The 21,864-nt window shown below is 33.2% G+C and carries 17 protein-coding genes and 1 pseudogene; 3 read left to right on the forward strand and 15 right to left on the reverse strand.

Translation table 11 applies throughout. The features are described 5' to 3' along the window. Nucleotides 1–216 precede the first annotated feature (216 nt). Nucleotides 217–2,829 carry a phosphoenolpyruvate synthase gene (ppsA, locus tag I6U51_RS11305; protein ID WP_211142750.1) on the reverse strand — a complete coding sequence of 871 codons (2,613 nt, stop codon included), beginning with the start codon at nt 2,827–2,829 and terminating at the stop codon, nt 217–219. Between the two features lie 381 nt (nt 2,830–3,210). Beyond that, a complete protein-coding gene (locus tag I6U51_RS11310) occupies nt 3,211–4,335 on the reverse strand; it encodes a radical SAM protein (RefSeq protein ID WP_211142751.1) in 1,125 nt (374 codons plus the stop codon). 443 nt (nt 4,336–4,778) lie between these two features. Here I6U51_RS11310 and I6U51_RS11315 point away from each other — a divergent pair, with 443 nt between their 5' ends. Beyond that, nucleotides 4,779–5,534 carry an AIM24 family protein gene (locus tag I6U51_RS11315; protein ID WP_211142752.1) on the forward strand — a complete coding sequence of 252 codons (756 nt, stop codon included), beginning with the start codon at nt 4,779–4,781 and terminating at the stop codon, nt 5,532–5,534. Between the two features lie 104 nt (nt 5,535–5,638). On the opposite strand, the gene I6U51_RS11320 is transcribed toward I6U51_RS11315, so the two are convergent. From I6U51_RS11320 to I6U51_RS11370, 10 genes are all read right to left on the reverse strand, one after another. After that, nucleotides 5,639–6,496: an AAA family ATPase gene (locus tag I6U51_RS11320; protein ID WP_211142922.1), complete on the reverse strand. Its 858-nt coding sequence runs from the start codon at nt 6,494–6,496 to the stop codon at nt 5,639–5,641. A gap of 500 nt (nt 6,497–6,996) precedes the next feature. Next, complete coding sequence (locus I6U51_RS11325) at nt 6,997–7,944, reverse strand: metallophosphoesterase family protein (RefSeq protein WP_211142753.1); 948 nt, start codon at nt 7,942–7,944, stop codon at nt 6,997–6,999. A 226-nt stretch (nt 7,945–8,170) separates the two neighbouring features. Beyond that, nucleotides 8,171–10,501, reverse strand: coding sequence for a PEP/pyruvate-binding domain-containing protein (locus I6U51_RS11330; RefSeq protein ID WP_211142754.1), 2,331 nt, complete (start codon nt 10,499–10,501; stop codon nt 8,171–8,173). A gap of 193 nt (nt 10,502–10,694) precedes the next feature. Further along, nucleotides 10,695–11,330 (reverse strand): TetR family transcriptional regulator, encoded by a 636-nt coding sequence (locus tag I6U51_RS11335; protein WP_211142755.1) that lies wholly within the window; start codon nt 11,328–11,330, stop codon nt 10,695–10,697. Nucleotides 11,331–11,496: 166 nt separating this feature from the next. Beyond that, nucleotides 11,497–11,877, reverse strand: coding sequence for a hypothetical protein (locus I6U51_RS11340; RefSeq protein WP_211142756.1), 381 nt, complete (start codon nt 11,875–11,877; stop codon nt 11,497–11,499). A gap of 438 nt (nt 11,878–12,315) precedes the next feature. Next, on the reverse strand, nt 12,316–12,567 hold the full coding sequence (locus I6U51_RS11345; protein ID WP_211142757.1) for a hypothetical protein: 252 nt from the start codon (nt 12,565–12,567) through the stop codon (nt 12,316–12,318). A gap of 251 nt (nt 12,568–12,818) precedes the next feature. Next, complete coding sequence (locus tag I6U51_RS11355; protein WP_211142758.1) at nt 12,819–13,532, reverse strand: stalk domain-containing protein; 714 nt, start codon at nt 13,530–13,532, stop codon at nt 12,819–12,821. A 683-nt stretch (nt 13,533–14,215) separates the two neighbouring features. Next, nucleotides 14,216–14,833 carry a lactate utilization protein gene (locus I6U51_RS11360; protein ID WP_211142759.1) on the reverse strand — a complete coding sequence of 206 codons (618 nt, stop codon included), beginning with the start codon at nt 14,831–14,833 and terminating at the stop codon, nt 14,216–14,218. A 265-nt stretch (nt 14,834–15,098) separates the two neighbouring features. Next, a complete protein-coding gene (locus I6U51_RS11365; RefSeq protein ID WP_211142760.1) occupies nt 15,099–17,192 on the reverse strand; it encodes an FtsX-like permease family protein in 2,094 nt (697 codons plus the stop codon). Beyond that, nucleotides 17,179–17,934 (reverse strand): ABC transporter ATP-binding protein, encoded by a 756-nt coding sequence (locus I6U51_RS11370; protein ID WP_211142761.1) that lies wholly within the window; start codon nt 17,932–17,934, stop codon nt 17,179–17,181. Before I6U51_RS11370 ends, I6U51_RS11365 begins: the two co-directional genes overlap by 14 nt. Before the next feature lie 183 nt (nt 17,935–18,117). On the opposite strand from I6U51_RS11370, the gene I6U51_RS11375 reads away from it, so the two are divergent. Beyond that, nucleotides 18,118–18,825, forward strand: coding sequence for a LytR/AlgR family response regulator transcription factor (locus I6U51_RS11375; protein ID WP_211142762.1), 708 nt, complete (start codon nt 18,118–18,120; stop codon nt 18,823–18,825). 13 nt (nt 18,826–18,838) lie between these two features. Further along, complete coding sequence (locus I6U51_RS11380; protein WP_211142763.1) at nt 18,839–20,107, forward strand: sensor histidine kinase; 1,269 nt, start codon at nt 18,839–18,841, stop codon at nt 20,105–20,107. Nucleotides 20,108–20,487: 380 nt separating this feature from the next. Here the strand turns inward: I6U51_RS11380 and I6U51_RS11385 are convergent. From I6U51_RS11385 to I6U51_RS11395, 3 genes and pseudogenes are all read right to left on the reverse strand, one after another. Next, nucleotides 20,488–20,640 (reverse strand): annotated as a pseudogene (locus I6U51_RS11385) (23S rRNA (adenine(2503)-C(8))-methyltransferase ClbB); the annotation flags it as partial. A gap of 164 nt (nt 20,641–20,804) precedes the next feature. Beyond that, complete coding sequence (locus I6U51_RS11390) at nt 20,805–21,509, reverse strand: HNH endonuclease (protein ID WP_211142764.1); 705 nt, start codon at nt 21,507–21,509, stop codon at nt 20,805–20,807. Nucleotides 21,510–21,574: 65 nt separating this feature from the next. Further along, nucleotides 21,575–21,784, reverse strand: a complete 210-nt coding sequence (locus I6U51_RS11395) for a hypothetical protein (protein WP_211142765.1) — start codon at nt 21,782–21,784, stop codon at nt 21,575–21,577. Nucleotides 21,785–21,864 lie beyond the last annotated feature (80 nt).

The following is a 21,864-nucleotide window of genomic DNA, read 5'->3' on the forward strand; positions in this document are numbered from 1 at the left end:
ATTATGAAATCAAAAATATACTTGATATTTATATTAGTATAGTATGCATTTTACGGTAATTGGTGAAAGCTTGTCTATTTTATAAAATAAATATACATCTCAGAATACTATTAACCTAAATTGCTTTTTCAGTCTGAGAAAGCGACCCTTATTGAGCCGCCTTCCTAGCTTTCATCTATTATTTTAATTTCTAAGGAGAAGGCAACATCTTCCCCATTATAGGATTTCTACATACCCTTCTGTTCCATGCACGCGAATTCGCTGCCTGTCTTTTATCAGTTTGGTAGCATTTTCTACTCCCACAACCGCCGGTAAGCCATATTCACGTGCGATAACTGCTCCATGAGTCATCAGTCCACCAACTTCTGTGACTAGGCCTTTTATGGATACAAATAACGGTGTCCAGCTAGGGTCAGTAAAGGAGGTGACTAATATATCTCCTTCTTCTAGATCAGCATCTTCCATGTTTAAGATGACACGTGCTCTTCCCTCTATAACTCCAGAAGAAACAGCTAGACCTGCAATAGCGCCCGATGGGAGATTTTCTCGTTTGTACTCACCGGAGGGTGTTTCACCATCAGAGGTGATAACACGTGGTGGAGTTAGTTTTTCATATAATTTGTACTCTTCTTTTCTTTTACCAATGATAGCATAATCCAGTTTATTTGTGCCTACCACTTCGCGAAGTTCTTCAAAAGTGAGGTAATATATATCTTCTTTTTCACGAATAACGCCAGCCTTTACCAGTTGCTCCGCTTCTTTCAGTAAAGCCTGCTTATAAACAAAGTAGCGGCTAACCATGCCGTATTTTGGATATTCGCGATAGCCGATGAAATTCCGGATTAGGTCAATCATTCCTTTTGTTTCTTTGGCCTTTTGTTCACCATCCGGTAATTGCTTCAATCGATCTAATAACTCATGTTCCTTTTTCAAAGCTTTCTGTCGCCCTTGCTCAAATTTTCGATTGCTTTCATTAGGCTCAAAGCTTTTGATGTTACTGAGAATCATAGGGATAAGTGTAGTTGGTTTTTCGCTGAAGCGGGGTCTAGTAATATCAATTTCTCCGCTGCATCTCATTCCGTATTTATCAAGATAAGACAAGATTGCGTCCCTAGTCTCCTGTCCACCATTAAATTTAACTATTTTCTCCAAGAAGTTATTATCTTTTACATGCTCTAAATAATCAATTACTTCTGGATAAGGACGAATCACATCTGCAACATCCAATAGCGCCAGGCCCATTTCCGAAGTAATATTGTTTGGTACAGATTGAGAAAGGGTGTCTGCTGCGTTTTTTTCACCTAACCACTCCATCATTTTTTCATTGATCCAGTGTGAAGCATTTATAGCAGCCATAAATACAGCTGAACTTTGCGGGTCAAATAAGATCCTCTTTAACTCCTGGATATCTTCTAGTATAAAATCTATTAAATCTGTTCCTGATTTCCCTTGGATGTTTTGTTTTAACTCCTCTATGGATCTTTGACTCTTCTTAATTAAATCAGAAACAATTGACGGATTGCTTTCGATTTGTGCTCGAGAATCCGCAGGTGGCTTAAGTTTATTGCTATTACCGTCACTCTGCTCTTTCTTATCATTTGGTAAACACTTTATGAAATCTCGCTCTATTATGGTCATAAGTGCGTCTTTCATGAGGGGATCGTGTTGCCCCATGTTATTTAATAACATTTTTCTGCTGTCAGGTGAAGCCAGCATTTGTGTGACATCAACAAACAACCTTCCACCAGCTTTAAACCTGTGTCCAAAAGATATTAACTCCATTAAAGACATTCCTAGTGGTTTCAAGGGGTCTGTCATCATTTGTTGATGACCCACAGATAAATAGACGTGGTTTTCTTCATCCTTAGCTTTAGGGATGGGGTATAAAGTAGTGATTGGCCGACTCTGTACAATATAAAATGTATCTTGAGCCAAACACCATTCGATGTCTTGAGGGCAGCCGAAATGTTCTTCAATCTTTCTGCCCATTTGCTCAAGCTGAAAAATCTGCTCAGACCTCAGCGCTTGCCTATTCTGCATCTCAGGCTCAATCTCCTGTTCTTTCGTACCACCATCTTTTAAGGCATAAATAGCCAGCTTTTTGGTGGATATCTTCTTATCCATAACCTTGCCGCTTAGCACTTTATAATTGTCAGCATTCACAAGGCCGGAGACCAAGGCCTCTCCAAGTCCAAAGCTGGCATCAATGGATAACACCTTTCTATTAGAAGTTACAGGATCGGCAGTAAACAAAATTCCTGACACCTCTGGGAAGACCATCTTTTGAACAACCACAGAGAGGTATATTTTACGGTGGTCGAAGCCGTTTTGAAGGCGGTAAATTACCGCTCTCTCGGTAAATAGCGATGCCCAGCACTTACTAATATGCTTTAGGATTGCCTCCTTTCCGATAATGTTCAAATAGGTATCCTGCTGTCCGGCAAAGGAGGCTGTCGGTAAATCCTCTGCAGTTGCACTGGAACGCACGGCATAGGCATCTTTTTCACCAAACTTTGTGAGATAACCGGCGATCTCTTCTGCTATATCCTTAGAAATAGATATTCTTTCGATAGCCATACGAACTTTCTTGCTAACCTCACTAACTTTTTCTCTATCTTCTACCCTAAGATGCAATAATTCATCTAATAAACCGTTAAGTTCCTCATTATTTCCAGTTATCATTTTATATGCTTCTGTAGTTACACAAAAACCTTCTGGTACTAAAATTCCCTTAAGCCTAGATAGTTCTCCTAGGTTGGCACCTTTACCCCCGACCATGGAAAGCTTTGTTTTGTCAATTTCCTGAAAGCTAAGCACATATGAATTCATATATATTCTCCCTCCTTCTTTTAGTCGGAACTGGTCGTAGTTTAACCTACTCTCTCCCACTCGCAAACTACTGGTTAAAGGTCATTTAGACCTTTAACCCCTTTTCTAGGTATAGGTGAAGCAATTCTCTATGAAGTAATATCTGTTCCTATAATACACACAATAAGCACAAATTATAAGCCTGTTATTTAAAAATTTCATATGATATAATAATAGTGGGAGAGTAGTTGATCTTTTGTAAGAATTAATTTTATCGTTAAAGCTTTAATGAACTCCTCGTCTAACCTGTGGTTTTCTTAAATAAAAAAGAACCCTGATTTCTCAAGGTTCTAAAATTATTTTTTCTAGCTTTTCTAAGGAAAAACAAAATGACAAATCACCCTAAAACTCTATCACTTCTGGTTTATAGCCGTCAGGTAATTCTTCTTCACTTAAAAATTGGAAATTGTCATCATTCAGTATTGGGAAAAATATCTCGAATGGAATCCCAGAAAACTCACAGGCATAATTACTAGCTCCAAACCACTTGCCCTCTTTGCTACTCAAATTTAAATCTCTAGCAAATTTTGTATAGTTTGAGCAATCATGAACTGCTAAATCCCAGTTTTCTTCATCAGCTATTTTCATGAATTTCAGAGTTAATTCCCTACTCCAAATCGGAGATATATAGCCCTGTCTCGAAATATACATGTTTTCCCCATAATAATTGTCTATGTTATTCTCATTTAAATGTAATTCAGCACAATTGATAAAATCGAGTTTTGTCTCGAAAATTGCTTGCTTTTTCTTAGAAAAAGCTTCAAAAAACTCAGGAGTCATTGGAGTTTCAATACCTACATTTTTAATATATTTTTTCGCTATTCCAATATTTTTAATAACTTTGTCTGAACAGTTAGAAGCACCTAGGTTGAAACGTATCTCATTAAGACCGGCTTCACCTAATGCTTTCAATGTCTCTTCCGTAGCTAAAATGCCATTTGTATATAGATGTTGATAAATTTGAGCATCACTAAATTTCTTTATTACCGAATAGTACTTTTCAATTTCCATGAATGGCTCTAAATAAACGTAGGCAACACCAGTGGGTTTCTTGTGGATGGAAAGAAGTAAATCAATATCCTTCTCATAAAACTTTGTGCCTCCAATTTCCCACATACCTTCGCCAACTGGTGGGATATCTTCTAGATGTCCATAATTATAACAGAACTTACACTCTATGTTACATTTGTTCGTTTTCCTAATTGCACCCAAACCAGTGCCCAACAGACAAGAGCGACATCCTTTTGAGAATTTACTTTCATTTCCCACAAAAAAAGTTCTATTCTCTAAAGTTTTCAAACCTCTAATTTTCGACATTAATGTATCATTTCTATGTTCGATCGCTGCCTCAATTTGTGCAAAGGTAGAGTAAATGATTTCTTCATGTTTTGGACTAATTTCCTCATCTTCAGGCATTTGCGAAAAAAAATCAAACCATATCAACGCATCTTTCTTTGAAATTTTCATAATGTATCCTCCTCTAATTAGCCTTCCTAAAGATTCAATTCAAATCTTTTTGCTATGTTTTTTCACATATTCTTCTTCAAAAGACATACTTGCTCCACTATTATATCACTTTCATTGTTTCCTTACTATGTCTTTGAGAACATATAACTTTTTGCATTAAAAAAGAACCCTAATTTCTCAAGGTTCTAACTGTGTTTTCTTTGCAGCTTTACCACTGTATTTCTTGAAGACCTGGATACTGATTATGTAATTACAATTTATTTTTCTAGTAAATACACACTATCTGGAGTAATTTGATAACTATCTTACCAACATTTTATGTCTAATGGTATAATATACGTAATGAAAAGCATGCCTATTAAAACAAATAAAATCACTTCTGTCTCTATCATATAAAATACATGTAAACTAGTAATAATTTATTAAGAGGGGGAAAAGTTAAAATGGTAATATGTAAAAATCTCTATGAAAATAAAAATATAGAAATAGTAGAAGCTAAAGGCGATGTTAAAGTTCTTGAATATAAGAAAGATTTAAGTGTAGATGCTACAAATGCAATGGCTGCATACTTTGCTTCAGAAATGAACGTTAGAAAAAAACAGGTTTTGATTGAACTAAAAGGTAATGCTTATACAATTAGTGCTGGAGCAATGCAGTGGACTTCAGGAGCTGTTAATATGGCAGCAGATGTTAAAGGACTTGGTGATTTATTTGGTAAAGCTTTATCTTCTAAGGTAACAAAAGAATCTACAATAAAGCCAAAATATCAAGGAACTGGTTTATTAATGTTAGAACCTACATATAGACACATTTTACTTGAGGAGGTTTCAGAATGGGGTGGAATTGTACTAGATGATGGACTTTTTCTTGCCTGTGAATCAAAAGTCCAACAAAAAGTAGTAGCTAGAACTAATCTTTCTTCAGCAGTACTGGGAAAAGAAGGTTTATTCAACTTATGTCTTAAAGGTGCAGGAATTGCTGTTCTAGAGAGCCCTGTTCCAAGAGATGAACTCATAGAATTTGTACTTGAAAATGATGAAGTTAGAATTGATGGAAACTATGCTATTGCATGGTCTGATTCACTAGATTTTAGAGTTGAAAAATCCAGCAAAAGCCTAATTGGTTCTGCGGTTTCAGGCGAAGGGTTAGTTAATGTGTATCGTGGAACAGGAAGAATACTTATGGCACCTATTGAATAAGCTATATATGTAGTTTCCCTAGATGCAAAGATATTAGTTAACAAGGATACTAATTATCTTCCGTATCTAGGGATATGACATTCTTGCATCTACTCTTAACAACATCAAAATTCATTTTCATATCTTTTGAAAAATTCATAATATGTACGAACATTTTCTAATTCTGTCCACTTCTTCACATCAACTGGATTTTCATCAAGATCATATATTTTTGCTCCACGAATGGAAAGCAAAAATGGAGAATGTGTTGATATAATAAACTGACAGCCTAAAAATCGTGCTGAGTCCTCAATAAATCTCACTAATTCCACCTGACGTTTTGGAGAAAGACTATTTTCAGGCTCATCCAATATATATAATCCATTTTCACCTATCTTTTCAATAAAGTATCGGAAAGCACTTTCCCCATTTGAATATTCTCTTACATTATCCATCAATTTATTTCTCACAAACCGTGACTGGGTTTTACTTCTAGCCATATTTACTTTTTTTAACTGCTCATAATCTGCTATAGATTTCATTTGGAAATGAGAATATTTCGCATCCAAATACTCTTCAAAAAGTTTTTCCCGTTTTTGGTCAATTCCTTCATTAAGATTGCGAATATTCAACATATAATCAAATACATCATCACTTGTTATAATTCTACTATTTTCAGGAATGTCATCATCTTCAAGCTGCATATCACACATATTGACATAGTCTGAATAGAAATTAGATTTGTTATAGATAGAATCTCTACTTATTCCTGTTTTTTCTGCTATCACATTTAATGCCGTTGATTTTCCTGAACCGTTTCCACCATATAAAATCGTAATTGGCGCAAAATCAATTCTTTCAAAACCATGTCTTGATAATATTTTAAATGGATAAAAGGAGTCATAGCACGTTCTTTTTTCCTCTATTAAAAAGTCAAACTCCATATCGTCATTTGGAAATGTAAAGACATTTAAATAAACCATTATCATCTTCCTTATCATATTTAACTTTACCTATATACCTTGCTGTACTAGAGACTATTAACGTTATGCTTAATGTTATCTGAAACATCATAAACAATCAATTTTTATATCTATTAGTATATATTTGCCAAGATAATTATAATATGTAAGGTCAATATCTGTAAATGCCATAATACCAAAACTTCTATTTACATTATCTAACTGCACAAACATCTTTAGTCTTGCATAAAAGTTCACCCATCTTAACCCAAAAGTCCCTCAAACCTAAAGTCTGAGGGACATACAACACACTCCACATGCCTTGAGTGGTCAAAAAAGATGTCGTACCCCTCTGGTATCCCCTTGGCGGGAAGGTATGTTTCAGAAACAGCCGTCGGTATAGAGCTTTTTTTGTCGATTTGTCACCTGATTTTTCTTTACAATTTACTTGAATTGTAAGCAATAAAACCTCCAAAAGCGTGTTGTGGTTTAAGAGAGCTTTAAGTTTTTTAAGCTTTGTTTTATTTGGATAAGGTAAACTGGTCTATGGTTTTTCCTTCATAAGAAATGGCATGAACCATAATAAGATTATCCTCAACGTCTACAACTACAAAGTGGTATTCAGGAATCGGAGGGACAATAACCCCTTTTTTACTGGAATATGCGTCTCTTAACGGTGCTCCTCCTCCGCCGGTTACAACTTGATAAATTCCTCTGTTATATTGATATCTTCTGGTACTAAAAGAACTATCAATTAGACGTCGGGAATAGTTGTGCTCATGCCCTGGAAAAACTATATCAATATAATTGTCGTCCACCACCTTCCAGAAGCGATCTCTTTCTTCAGGATAACGATCAAGGGAAGAGCCAATATGGGCACCGGTAGGATAAGCTGGGCCATGAACAAAAACAAATTTGTGTTTTCCAGGGTCTTTAGATACATCGTAAAACCATTCCAGTTGTCTTCCTGTAATTCGAAAACTTTCTTGGTAATGGTACGAATTGAGAAGAATTAACCTGATGGGACCCAAATCTACATAATACACTGTTCTATTGTAATTAAGTAATTGTCCATCCGGGGTGTATTCTGAAAACACTTCAGCAAATACTTTTTCCCTTTCAAGATTCACAGGGACACTTCCCACTTCATGGTTTCCTATTGTGGGGAGAAACATTTCTATTGGAAAATATGAAGTAAAGACACTCTTGAATTTTTCTAATTGAGACCTTAATATTTCCGGCCTTCGGCTGCCTGAGACTAGATCCCCCGGGTAAACAATGTATTCTGGCAATGGGTCCAGTTTTAAAATTTGTTTCAATAGGCCTCTTAAAATTCTTTCGTTAATACCATTATCCCTTCCCCGTGAGTCAGCCATAACAACAAAACGATAGCGTTTTTTCCGGAAATCTGTATTATTGCTGCTTGACCCAGTAGGAAAATGCTTTGTGGGATAAGCACGTAATTCCATAATAATCCTCCTAGATATTTTTTACATATAATATACAATATTCTTTGGGGGTGCTTATGGTTCTTAATGGCCAATCTTTTATTGATGGTTTTATAAATAAAAATAGCCCTAAAATTAAGGGGACGGGTCTAATGCTTGGCAAGCACCTCGTGTCCATGGAGGCACGCTGAGGGATAGCGATGGAGAATTGATAAACGTTTCATTAAGATGTTGAGAAAAATTAAGCTTAACTTATTTTCTTAACAACACCAGTACTGCCGTTAACAATTATAAAATCGCCTGTTTTAAGTTCCGTCGTTGCAATTCCACATCCTACAACTGCTGGAATACCCAGCTCACGTGCCACAATAGCGGCATGGGATAATGGTGCCCCAAGATCCGTAATAATCGCAGCTGCTTTAGGGAACAAAGGTGTCCAGCCAATGTTTGTCATAGTTGTTACAAGGATTTCTCCCTTTTGAAAATCTTCTGCTTCCTCAAAGCTGTGCAAAATACGAACTCTTCCTTCAACTGTGCCTGGGGCACCTGCAAAACCTTTAATTACATTTTCATCCTTTACTGGTGTCGCAGCATTAGGATCATAATAGTCCTGTCTTCTATCCTTGGAATTGACCCATTCCTTTGGATTAAACCTGCCTCTAATTAACTGTGGAAAAACTGGCAGCTTTTGATATTCTTCAAAATTTTTGCGCCTTATTGGCAGCTTAACAAGCATTTCAGTGTCTCCCTGCAGGAATTTTGGAACTTCAAAGCAGTACATCATAAATATATCCTCGCCAATTCCTGTAACTGACCCGATTTTCAAAAGCAAATGCCTCATGACTCTAAATACCTTAACAAACTCATTTCTCAATGATTCACGGGTATGTGCATCCTTAGAGACCTTTTCAAGCTTTTTCTCAAGCCACTCCTGCTTACCAGGGAATTTTTGCAGAAAAAGCTCTTTGCCCTTCACAAATTCACTTTGCTGCTTTTTCATTAGCTCCGTGGCACTTAAGTTTGCATTCTTAAATTCTTTAATTTGCTTTTCAATAAAAGAAGGAGCATCTGCAGGATATTCATAATAAACCTCAAACTCATGAGGACTTCTATGGCCGTAAAGCTCCAGATATTTTTCAGGAGTTAAGCTGCCACTCATAACTTGCTCTATTGCCAGCAGCGGCTTCATGCTTACAAGGCTTTGTTCACCGCTGAAATTAGAACATAACAGATTAGCCAATTCTTCTCCTGCCATCTTAGCAAGCTTTTTTCTGAGGGTTGCGAGTGTAGCACTTCCTGCTCCGCCAAACCATATACTCCATAATGCAGATAAAAAAGGTCTTACATCAGATGTCCAGAGCCTTAATAACTCCTCCCTGGTGTTTGCAGCTTCTATCCTTTCAAGAGTTTCCACATACCACACAGGTGTATTCTCCAAGTAGTAAGCCTTTTGTTTTTTTGAATCCCGCATCCTTTTTATACTTTTTTTGGATCTCTGAAACATCTCCTTGATTAAATAAGCCGTTCCAAAGGGATAAATAGGCACTTCAATGTTCTCAGGAATATTGCCAAACACGTCACTTATAAGCTCCTTAGCCTTTTCTACATTATATCCAAGTACTCTTAATGAAGAAATCATAACACTGATATTTGAATAGGTTCTGCCACAAATATTACCAAACATGAAATACCCTGGCACCTTCTGACACTCCAAATCCATCTCATGCAGCAAGCTCCAAGTAAACGGACTCATTACATCGGGTACAGCCTCTCCTACATTATTACTGCTCCATAATGCATCTGTATCAAGACTTTGATTTATCTCATAGGTATCATAATCAATGGTTTGAAGAGTTGTAATTGGGCGTGCCTGCACTATATAAAGCTTTCCAACATCCACAACCCATTCAATATCAAGCATGCAGCCAAAAATCTCCTCTGCTTTCAATGCTGCTTTATACAAAGCCTTTGCATAGGATGCCAAGTCCTTATCACCATTATACTTTCCACCAATTCTTGAAATGGTAAAAGGATAAGCGTTTTTCTCCCCTGAAACAAGCTGCTCCCCTGCACCAAAAACAAAGTTTCCTACCATATTTACATGACTTCCGGTAATTGGGTCTGCAGAAAAAAACACCCCTGCCATCTTTGCATTTATCATGCTTTGAACTACAACTGCAATTTTGTGTTCATCATCAATACCATGAATCTTGCTATATTCGCTCACACGTTCTGACTTTGCAGAAGCTGCAACCTTTTCTATTGCAGAAAACACATCAACTCTTGCCACATCCAGTACCGATTCAAACTCCCCTGCAAATGAGGTTTTTGCACTGTCCTCTGAAAGAGCAGAGGAACGTACTGCAAAAGTGCCCTCAGGCAGCATTTCAAGACACTTTTCAATGTCTAAGTGTGCCTCTTTCTTCAATTCATTATTTTCGAAAGCCTCAGCCAAAATAACAAATCCATTCGGTACAGCAATTCCTGCATTGTACATTCTACAAAGGGAGCTTCCCTTTCCCCCTGCATAGCCAAGAGCTTCATTAGTAATGCCACTAAAATTATAAGCAAATTTCATACTATTATTCCTCCTTCATTGCATTCGTCGGAAACACGGGGCAACCTACCGCGCCAGTTCTCACTGGCTAGGTTGCCCGTTAAAGCCCATTTAGGGCTTTAACCTCCTTCATTACATTCGTCAGAACACGGGCAACCTAACATGTCAGTCCCACTGGCTAGGTTGCCCGTTAAAGTCCATTTAGATCTTTGACCTACTTATAAAATGCAGTACGCAGCACAGTTATATATTCATCTATTTCTCTTATATATCGTTCATGTTCCTTATTGTAATCTTCAATGAGTTTTCCCTGTGAAGCCTGAGTCTCACTGTATCCCCTAAGGGTATATATAATAATGTCGATTATCTTTTGAATATCATTATTTTCTTTAAAAAGAGATAAATCAATGTCTTTAAGTATCTCCTTCTGTGCATCAAAAAACATTTCAGTTGAGTACTTATTAATTTTTTCAGACACAATAGGGTCTTTTTCAAAATAAGCTGATGACACAAAATCGAAAATAGCAGGATATTTATTAGTTAACTCTAATTTTAATAAAAACATTTTACGCAATCTCTTTAAAACATCCCTTTCCTTCATGTCAATCTGGGCATAGAAATCCTGCATTATAGTGGTGCTCGCATATTCAAACAAGAAAGTATACAAACCCTTTTTTGTCCCGAAATAATGAAAAAGTAAGCCCTTTGATATCTCGGCTTCTGAAATTATCTCATCTGTAGTTGTTTTCTTGTAGCCATTCTTTGCAAACTTGCGCATAGCCACAGTAAGCAAGGTGTTCCGCTTCGCATCTTCCATTGTAAATATCTTGTGTTTTGTTAATTTTTCCACTTAAACCTCTCCCTACAATAGCATTGACTGATTTAGTCAATATTATAGACTCATTGACCATGCTAGTCAATAGATTCTGTGAAATATTTTAAGCACCTACTGCATTCACTAATCCAGCACATTTACCTAGTGCCTTCTAGTGTTTGAAATTCAAAAAAGGAGTTCTTCATAGCACTCCTTTATGTATATCATTTAAATCACCTAATTTCTTATTTTTTTGCTTTATTTTAATTATTGTATTATATGCATTACCAAAATCCTCTACATCCTCCGATTTGTGTGCATCACTTCCCAATGAAAATTTAACGCCCATATTCTTCAACTTTTTTATTGTTTCAATATCCATATTCCTATGACTTCTGTTAATTTCTAAAGCAGTATTTCTTAGATCAGCAATCTTTCCAATTTCGATAATATCTGGATTTACATGCTCTAATGGATGATTTAATATTGTAATTTCATATTTTTTAATAGTATTAATTAGAGGAATATGACCCTTAGCAATATTAGTATGAGTATGATAGTCTGCAATAATCTTAAAACCCATTTTATTCCTTCCATAGCTTAATATCTTTTAAATAACTGCTTCATTATCAAATTGAAAAGCTTCTTGTATCCACCTATGAAATTTCCTATTACATGCTTATCCGATGACTTACCCGCTCTAATACTCCCATCGCACTCTATGAAAGCGATTCGCACCAAATCAAAGATTTGGGCTCTCTGCTTTTCTTCAAGTGTACGTCACGAGCGGCTATGTCCCTGGATAACGACTTCTAAGCTTCAGATGGAGGTTAAATGCCTAAATGGCATTTAACGGGCAGAATTGCCCAGTGGTCGCAGACAAACTCCACCTGAATCCAAGAATTCTGTTTATCATCCAGTTTTATTTTACCCATATTACTGTATAATACTTACTTCCAACGATTCGGAGAAAAGAACGTAACGATTTTGATTGCGTTCAAAAGGGCTCTAGCACCAACTGCTAAAGCCCTTGTTTACGCATTTCTTCAACTGTTCCTTGAATATCATTATTTACATCGATCGAGTTTATTGTAGCATCATTTAAGTTATATTTTTGTTTTAACTTAAGTATCCTGTATACGCTCTCGTTTATCCTTTCCATAGAAATTGGGCCATTTCTTGCTGCATTTATTAAAGCATTAATTACTTTTTCTTCATAATCATAACCATGGGCCACTAAAACTATATCGCTTCCTGCATTAGCGTTGCCCAACCGAAAGATAATTGGGATTGATTCCCGGATTTGCTGCCAGGATACTTGCAAGGCTCACATAATGTGATAGAGCAATTTTATACAACGTATCTCCTGGTCTAATAATATGCGAGGGAGAATTCCTGAACTTGCTCTAAAATATAAAAAACCGTACTGTGTTTTGGTATGCTCCTTCGATTTTCTCTCTTTATTTAATATGAACTAAGTTATCTGCAAAACAAATAAAAACTCACATTAATTTTATCTATTTTTTATTCTATAGTTATATCTCCAAATTTGATTAGTGAATTTGAATCTTTCAAAGCCATTTCAAGTTTCATAATCTGGTCACCATTTAGATTTGATGTCATTCGTAGATTTGATACAATACTAAATTCTTTAACGTTTGTTAAATCTTCATTTATTATTATTGGCTTCTCTCCAGCTTTTAAAGTATAACTTTTTATAAACTTTTCATCACCATAAATATCTAGATGCACAGTTTTTATGCTACTTAATTTATCAATGTATAAAGTACCTGTCATTTTTCTGTGATTGCCGTCTAAGTTAACTCCCCATTTATTATGCAGTTTATTTTTATCGAAAAATGGTTTTTGGTCTTCAGTATTACCAGAATTTTTATCAGTGTTACTACTTATGCTTTGCTGGTATGCAGCATCTAAGGGTTTAGAATCAATATATATAGTCTTAGTATTTTCATCCCATGATGCTTTCTTGTCTAATGTCTGTTCAACTGCACAAACTGGCAGGTATATATTCCCGTTATATCTAAAAGGTTCCACTATGTTACCACTTGAATCTTTAGGTGTAATTTGCTTTCCATCTACAACAATTTTGATATTGTCAAAGATGGCTGTAACTTGCTTCTTCAAGGGCTGAGCAAATACTTGTGTGGAAGTAAAAAGAATGCTAGAAGCAGCAAATCCGATGATAAAATCCTTAGCTCTTAATTTATTAAATGCCATATATATCCTCCTCTATAAAAAATTCTTTTTTAAAATCTAATTTATCCGATGACTACCCGCTCTAATACTCCCCCGCACTCTGTGAAAGCGATTCACACAAAATCATAGATTTTGGTTCTCTGCTTTTCTCAAAGTGGGAGTAAAGAGCGGCTACGTTCCTGGATTCGTTCAGCTAAGAATCAGTTGGGGTTAAACCCCCATCTGATTCAAGTTTCACTTTATTATAGAAATTCTCCGACTGCAAATTAATATATTGAAATTCAGTAGAACATATTCTGTGAAAGAAACTAACCTTAAGCTATAAAACATTTTGTCAAATTGTTCAAGAAAGAAAACCTACATATTTAGTTTATCATAACATAAAAGGTAATTGTTAGAAATTTATTATTTTTATTTCAATTTTCGAAATTATCAAATCTATTGTCTTATATTTTGAAGTTCTTCTATTTTATTCTTGACTAAGTATCTTTCTTCATTTTTTAAATAAAAAACACAGGTTGATTACCTGTGCATTGAGTAAAAGAAAGGTAAAAAAGACTTGTTATAATCTCGTTTCACCTTAATTTATATTTTATTTTTTCTATTATTATAACACCCCTGGGGTACTTGCGAGGGAGAATTCCTGAGCTTGCTATACACGTGTGTCACAAGATAAGAATATTTTGTATTATTGATATGATATATTAAAATCCACATTCTTCATTAACTATAAACAACTTAATTCTATTACTATCTGATTGTCCTTCAATTATTGAAAGGCTATTACAAACTCTTTCCTTCGATACACAATCTACGCACTTATTTAATGTTACACATGGAGGATTAAATCCTGCTCGTTTTGCATTTAAAGGACATGCCACATTTTTTACTCTTCTTATTGCTTCATCTACTGTATCTACAACCTTATTCTTTCCGACTACAATTATTACCTTATCTGGTCCAAAAGTAATTGCCGCTACTCTATTACCACTATGGTCTACATTAACAATTTGTCCATCAATCGATATGGCATTTGAGCCAGTAATATACCAATCTGTAATAAGTGCCTTCTTCTTTAAGTCTTTACATTCCTCTCTATTTTTGGCAAGTTCTTTATCGTATACAATATTTCCTCTTTCTAATAAAGCATTTGTAATATCTAGCTTTTGGAGTGTAACTGAATGTCCGATTCCAATGGTACATTTAATGGGTATAATATTTAATATGAATGATTTAACATTTTCTAAAGTTTCAAAATACTGTACTTCTATATTTCTCAGTTTAAAGTTTTTCTTTAATCTTATAAACTTTTCTTCATTCATTCCAATTCCTCCATAGTTTATTTCATATGCAGATAATTGCATTTACAACAATTCTTAACTAAAACTATTCTTAATTTTCAAGTTTCCCTTGTAAAAAAACTTAATATTTAGCTAACTCTCCAACTTCGTATTATTTGTATTTGTACCTGATACACTGGATTAGCGTGAAATTTACATAGTTGAGAACATTTCTTGCCTCACCTGCACTGTACTTGCAAATTTTACACCCCTGGGGTACTTGCGAGGGAGAATTCCTGAGCTAATATTAAATTTGAATTATCTTTTTAATTTTCCTAAGAGATAGCCTATAAACTAAGTACATAAAAAAGCCAGTTACAATCATGATTAGAAAGTTAATTCTAAGTCCGGCATATTCTCCAGGGCTGATGCTGCCGCTGTTCCCATATACTATAAAAAAGAACAATAGATAAATTGAAGTACTTCCAACTACAGTAGGAATAGTGAATATTTTTTTTAATTGCACTTTTATACATTTTTCGATATATTTATTATTTGCTCCAAGATTCTTTAAATCATTAAATAAAGTTTTGTTATTAATTGCAATGGTAATGCTTCTAGTATATGCAATAATAGCTACTGCTGTAAAGCAAATAATTGCAATATAAATAAACAGCATAAGGAATACAGACATATTTTTTATAATATCTTGACGATCTAATACGTTAAATGAAGGGTAGTATTTCCAATCTTGAAATAATAGGTTGTTATCTGAAGATAAATTAATACTTTCATAATAATATTTTTCACCTTTTTCTAAGGCTAGTTTTTTTTCATAGTCGTCATAAAACTTAGAGACCGCTACAGCTTTGGAGCTTCTTTTTATAATTTCATTTTTTAGGTCATTTGCAAATGCATAGGTTTTATCAGGATTTTTTACATTAAAAAGTACAAAATTTTCAAAGTTTTCTATAGGTAAGTTTTTTGCATATTTTTTATAATCTTCATCAGAAATTACATATTTTGTTGTTCCTTGCTTTACAAAGGGCTGAAAGGTTATTGTACCTGCATAGTTTATTTTTTGCGAAACATTTGTGACAGGATTAGTGATTTTATTTAAGTCATTGAATCTTTCATGGATGCTTTCTAGACTTTCAGGTGTAATTATGGTTAGATATTCACCAGGTTTAACATCAACATTTTGTTTTGAAATTTTATTAAAATCACTTTCACTAAAAAATTCACTATACCCTATTTTATCAATATGAGTATAAGTTATTTTACCGTTATCCATAAAATTAGCATTAATGCCATTAACTATAAGTGAAATAGATGGAACTTCATAATAGGAAGTAATATTTACATTATGTTTTTGTGCAAGCAAATATATTTCATTCTTTTTAATCTGATTTTCACTTTCTTTATAATGAAAGGAATAATCAACTGGATTGTTATCAAGGGAATAAAAAAGGTTTGAAACATTTAAAGGAGTATAAAAGGCTGCAAACAAAGCTCCAGAAATTAAAAATGATATAGTACACATATTTTTAACAGTTTGTTTACCCATAAACTTCATCATACTTTTTGGTATAATATTTTTATAGTATTTTTTTAAATTTTTACCCTTTTTATTGTAAACAATGATATAGGTTATTAACATATACATACCAATTGCAGATAGTAAAAATGTTATATTCCAAATAGCAGGCATTCTAAAATTAAGATATCTTATAGATATTTGAGGAATAGCGTATCCTAAAAGCATACCTACAATAATTAAAATGCTTCCAACTACTCCATACCATGATTTTATATCTTTTACTATTTCGCATTTTCTATGTTCATTTAAAATGTCTATAATATTGGTACGATTAATAAATTTTAATCCCATAATAAATATACTTATTATTATAAGTATGCAAAAAATTATCCCGTATATCAGGCCTGGCCATCCTATTTTATATACCATTTCTTTTATATCAATAATAAAAATTTGGAATAATTTCCATATACCAAAAGACACAGGAATACTTAATGTTAAACCAATTAAGGAACTAACAAATCCAATAAGTGAAAGTTCAATGAAAAGAACCTTTTTGATTTGAGATTTTTTTGCACCTAATGACAAGAGTATTCCTGTTTCTCTGTTTTTGTATTTGAAAAATATTGAGGATGCGTATGTGGTAAAAAGAGCACAGCCTACTATTGCAATTCCAAAAATTAAATAGGCTTGTTTCATACTGTCTCCACCTATTGGAAGTATTTCTTGTACTGTGGAACTAAAAAACATTACAGCATAAGAGGCAACAAGTACAATTGATAATATTATACAAAATATAAGCATATAATAATTTTTTATATTTTTTGAGCGAAGTTTTGAATATATATTATTCATTGTCATTGTTGTCACCTCCCAATTCCTTTAAAGTTTTAAGTAATAAGTCTAAAAATTCAGATCTAGTACTATTTTTATTTAGTTCTTTATAGATTTTCCCGTCTTTTAATACAATGACTTTATCACAGAAACTTGCCGAAAAACTATCATGGGTAACCATAAATATTGTAGCTGAAAGTTTATTTTTAGCACGAATAAATGCATCGATTACTGCTCTGCTAGACTTACTATCTAAATTTCCAGTTGGTTCATCAGCCAATATTAAAAGTGGATTGTTAATTAGTGCTCTTGCAACTGCAGTACGTTGTTTTTCTCCTCCAGAAATTTCAGCAGGATATTTGTCTTTAATATGAGAAATGCCAAAAATTTCACACAATTTATTTGCAGAAGCTTCCATGGAAGCAACATTTTTAGAAGAAATAATTTGAGGAAGACAAATATTTTCAAATATTGTAAGTCCATCTAGAAGCATAAAATCCTGAAATACAAATCCTAACTTTTTATTTCTAATGTTAGCAATTTCTTTTTCTTTTAAATTAACAATATTACTTTCATTTAGTAAAATTTCACCTTTATCGAAGGGAATAAAGCCAGATATACTGTTCAATAATGTGGTTTTTCCACTACCGGAGGATCCCATAACTGCAACAAAGTCACCTTTGTTTATTTTAAATGACACATTTTTTAAAACATCATATTGAATATCCTTTGTTCTATAAGACTTATACAAATTTTTAACTTGTAACATAACTATTACCACCTTAATATTATTTATTGATATATATCATATATAGAATAACGTGATTTTTATTTTAATTTAATAAAGGTAAATGTAATATATTGTGTAAATTTTGTAATATTTAGCATTAAAATAAATATTAAGGTAAAGATGTAATAATCCTGTGATATAATCTTTCTAGGGGTGATCTTTATGCTTCGTATTTGTATATGTGATGATGAAAAGATACAAAGAAATGAACTTAAATTTATAATAAGTACAGAGCTTCAACTTAGAGGTATAGATTTTTATATACATGAGTATGAAGATGGAGAAGCTTTAATAGCATCATTTTCTAAGGATAAAAATTATTTTGATATTATTTTTCTTGATATAGAGATGGATGGAATAAATGGTGTTGAAACAGCAAGAAAAATCAGAAATTTAAATGATAAAGTAGTGATTATTTTTGTAACTGGATTTGTAGACTATGTATTTGATGGTTATGAGGTGAGAGCACTAAATTATATACTAAAACCATACAAGAAAGAAAAGATTATTAGTGTTTTATCTGAAGCATTAAAGCAAATTGATACTATAAGCAATAGATTTTTTATAGTACAGTTTAACAGCAATTCATATAAACTTTGTATTGATGATATTATTTATTTTATAAGTGACAAACGTAAGGTAAAGGTTATAACAAAAGAAGATTCTTATGAATTTTATGAAAAGCTTGATCATATCGAAAAAGAGTTACCTAGCTTTTTTGTAAGAATACATCAAAGGTATTTAGTAAATTTAAAATTTGTATTATCCATTGAAAATAATTATGTTTATATTAATAGCGAAAAATTTCCAGTTAGTAGGAATAGATATCAAGATGTTATGATTGCCTTTGCCAAAACTATGCTTGGATAGGAGATAATATATAATGAATTTTTTATCTTGGTCTTATTATCATATTTTAATATCTTTTGTTTATACTTTTGTCTGTATTTCTGTTTATATTTTTATAGGAATAAGCCTTTACAAAATTACTGACTGCTTTGTTGATGTAAAAGAAAATAAAATATTAAAATTAATTGCTTTTATAGGATTATCTGTAATTGCAAGTGTTGTTATATATGTTAGCGATATTGTAAATGTAGTATATAATTTAATTGCATATATAGTTATAATGTTAATTTGTTATAAAGGAAGCATTATAAAAAGGATATCTCCTATTATGGTGCTTTATCCTATTATAGTTTCCTTCAATTTTTTAGGACATGTATTGGTACAAACCATCTTTTTGAGACGGATTTTAGCATTAGCTTTGTTTTGGTATGTTATTTATAATGTTATGAAAGATAAAATTTTATATGCTAAACAATATATAAATGACAAAGCCTGGATATTAATAGATATAATATGTGCTGCTCCTCTTATTTCTATAGTTTCAACAATTATTTTTACAGGATATGATGAAAAATATAAAGCCTATATAATAGCAATAGTATGTATTTTTTCTAATATTGGAGTTATGTTTCTTATACAGTATATAGTTGATAGTGTTAAAGTAAGGCTTGATAACAAAAATTATAGACTACAATATGATTATTATAAATCATTAGAAGAAAAACAACTTGAAGTAAGAAAAATATATCATGATATGAGCAATCATCTACAGGTAATTAGCAGCTGTATAAAAAATAATGGTACACAAGAAGCAAAAGTATATTTTCAAAATCTTGAGCAAAAAGTTACTTTGTATAAAAATAGAGTATTTTGTAAAAAAAATATAGTTAATGCGATTATAAATAACAAGTATAATCTAATGGTTGAGAATCATATTGATTGCAGTATAAATATTTCAATAGATGATATAATTTCAATAGATGATATGGATTTATGCTCAATATTTGCAAATACACTTGATAATGCTATAGAGGCTTCATTGAAAATAAAAGAGCCATCAAATCGTAAAATTACTGTAAAGGCCAGAATAAATAAAGGGTATTTTAGTTACGCTATAACTAATAGGAAAGATCAGGATATTTTAACTTACAAAGAAACTATTATATCCAGCAAATCAGATAAAAAACACCATGGATTTGGATTACAGAATCTAAAAGATATTGTAGATAAATATAAGGGAAATATAGATATTAGCTATAATGATATAGAGTTTTCTGTGGTAGTGATTATACGAGATAAATAAAAATAGGAAGTAGAAATACTTTCTGTTTTTTTCGCACAAAATCCATTCTATTGTTGAATAACAAGTCATATTTTGTTATAACGAGTATGTTTTTGCAATATTCGAATACTAAGTATAAATCAACAGTAGGATCAAGAAGAGAATTAATTTTTTATCGAAGGCTTTTAATGATCTCAAGATACCACATAAACTTCAATGCAAATAAATCTAAGTACACAAACATCTTTAGTCTTGCATAAAAGTTCACCCATCTTAACCAAAAAGTCCCTCAAATCTAAAATCTGAGGGACATACAACACTCTTCAATATTTAATTAAAAATCTTCAAGATCTTTAAAATGAGACTATTTCTTTACTCAAATGGATATTTTTGAACTAACATCATAATTCATTTTCATAACACAACTGTCCGCAAGCAGCATTAATTTCAGAACCAAATTGTGCTCTAACAGTTACACTAATACCAGCTTTCTTTAGTGTACTGCAAAATTGCTTGATAGCACTTGAAGGTTGAAATTTAAAAGTTGAAAAGTCAATAAAGAGTGAATCAAGAAAATCTATTTCTTCTCTATCTTCACAACACACTCTACATGGCTCGAGAGGACAGAATGAATGTCATTTGAGTGTGTCCGTTCTCGGAAACATATCCACGGTGTTTTTGGGGCTATCGGTAGGCGGGAACATATCCACACCATTGACTACTTTTCCGGGGGAAGCCATCCTTTTTCGTAGCTTATGGAATTTAGAAAGGTCTTTCCATTTCCTATAACCATATACGGCACACCATCACGGATTACAAAGGCTTGATTTTTCTCTTCATCTGTTAGCTTCATATCAATGGCCTCTTCAATTCGTTTGTCGCAACAATGTAAATTTGCTATAGAGAATTTTCCCGAGGCTTCATATTCCGTAAGAATAGATTCTGCATCAAGTACTACAAGCGAATAGTCACAATTGTACAAGAGCTTTATTGTATTTATATGACGTTCTTGTCCAACGCTGTCCCTCGCCACAATGTGATCATTACAGCCAATTGTAATCTGATAACATCCAGTAGAGAAATCCTTAAAAAGGCTCACCGCAAGCCTATAACGCATTTGCTTAGCTTCTTTATCCAGATACTGTCCTTTTGCGACATTACGGTTATGCTTTAAGAATTCCAAATTAGATATCCTACAATCCATATGGTCATTATTCATATGGTCAACAACATAGCCCTTTTCTGTCAATTCTCTAAGAACATCCTCACCATACCACTTAGCCATCATATATCGATGAAGACCTCCACCAAGTGTAGCATTAGTTGGATACCCATTTGATAGTGTCCACGTATGAGTGGATAGCTCCTCATAATAATCGTCACGATACGTTGCGAAAGCTAGCCGTTCCCAGCCCTCACGCATTATTGAAATTGTGTCACCATGTATATTAAATTTATTCTTACTTTTTCGTGGCATAGCAACCTCCTTTATTCATTACGTTCAAAGTCTTCGATTTCTAAAGAATTGAATGCCCGCCAGTTATCTTTGAAAATCTGATGGAATTCCCTTTGTGAAATAGGCTTTTTATTGTTTGGTGTTAATTGCACATAGACTGCATAAGCTGCCGCTTGAATACTCACGTGCTGATCATTTAATATTATATCTATTATTTCTTCGTCTCTCGGTGTAAGATACATTTTTTTCTTCCTCCAGTCTCTTTACTTTCAGGTTCCTTAAGTACATATCAAGTCTTAATTAGCTTCATCTTGGTTTTAAG

The sequence above is a fragment of the Clostridium aciditolerans genome (genome assembly GCF_016316925.1).
Classification (GTDB): domain Bacteria; phylum Bacillota; class Clostridia; order Clostridiales; family Clostridiaceae; genus Clostridium_AM; species Clostridium_AM aciditolerans.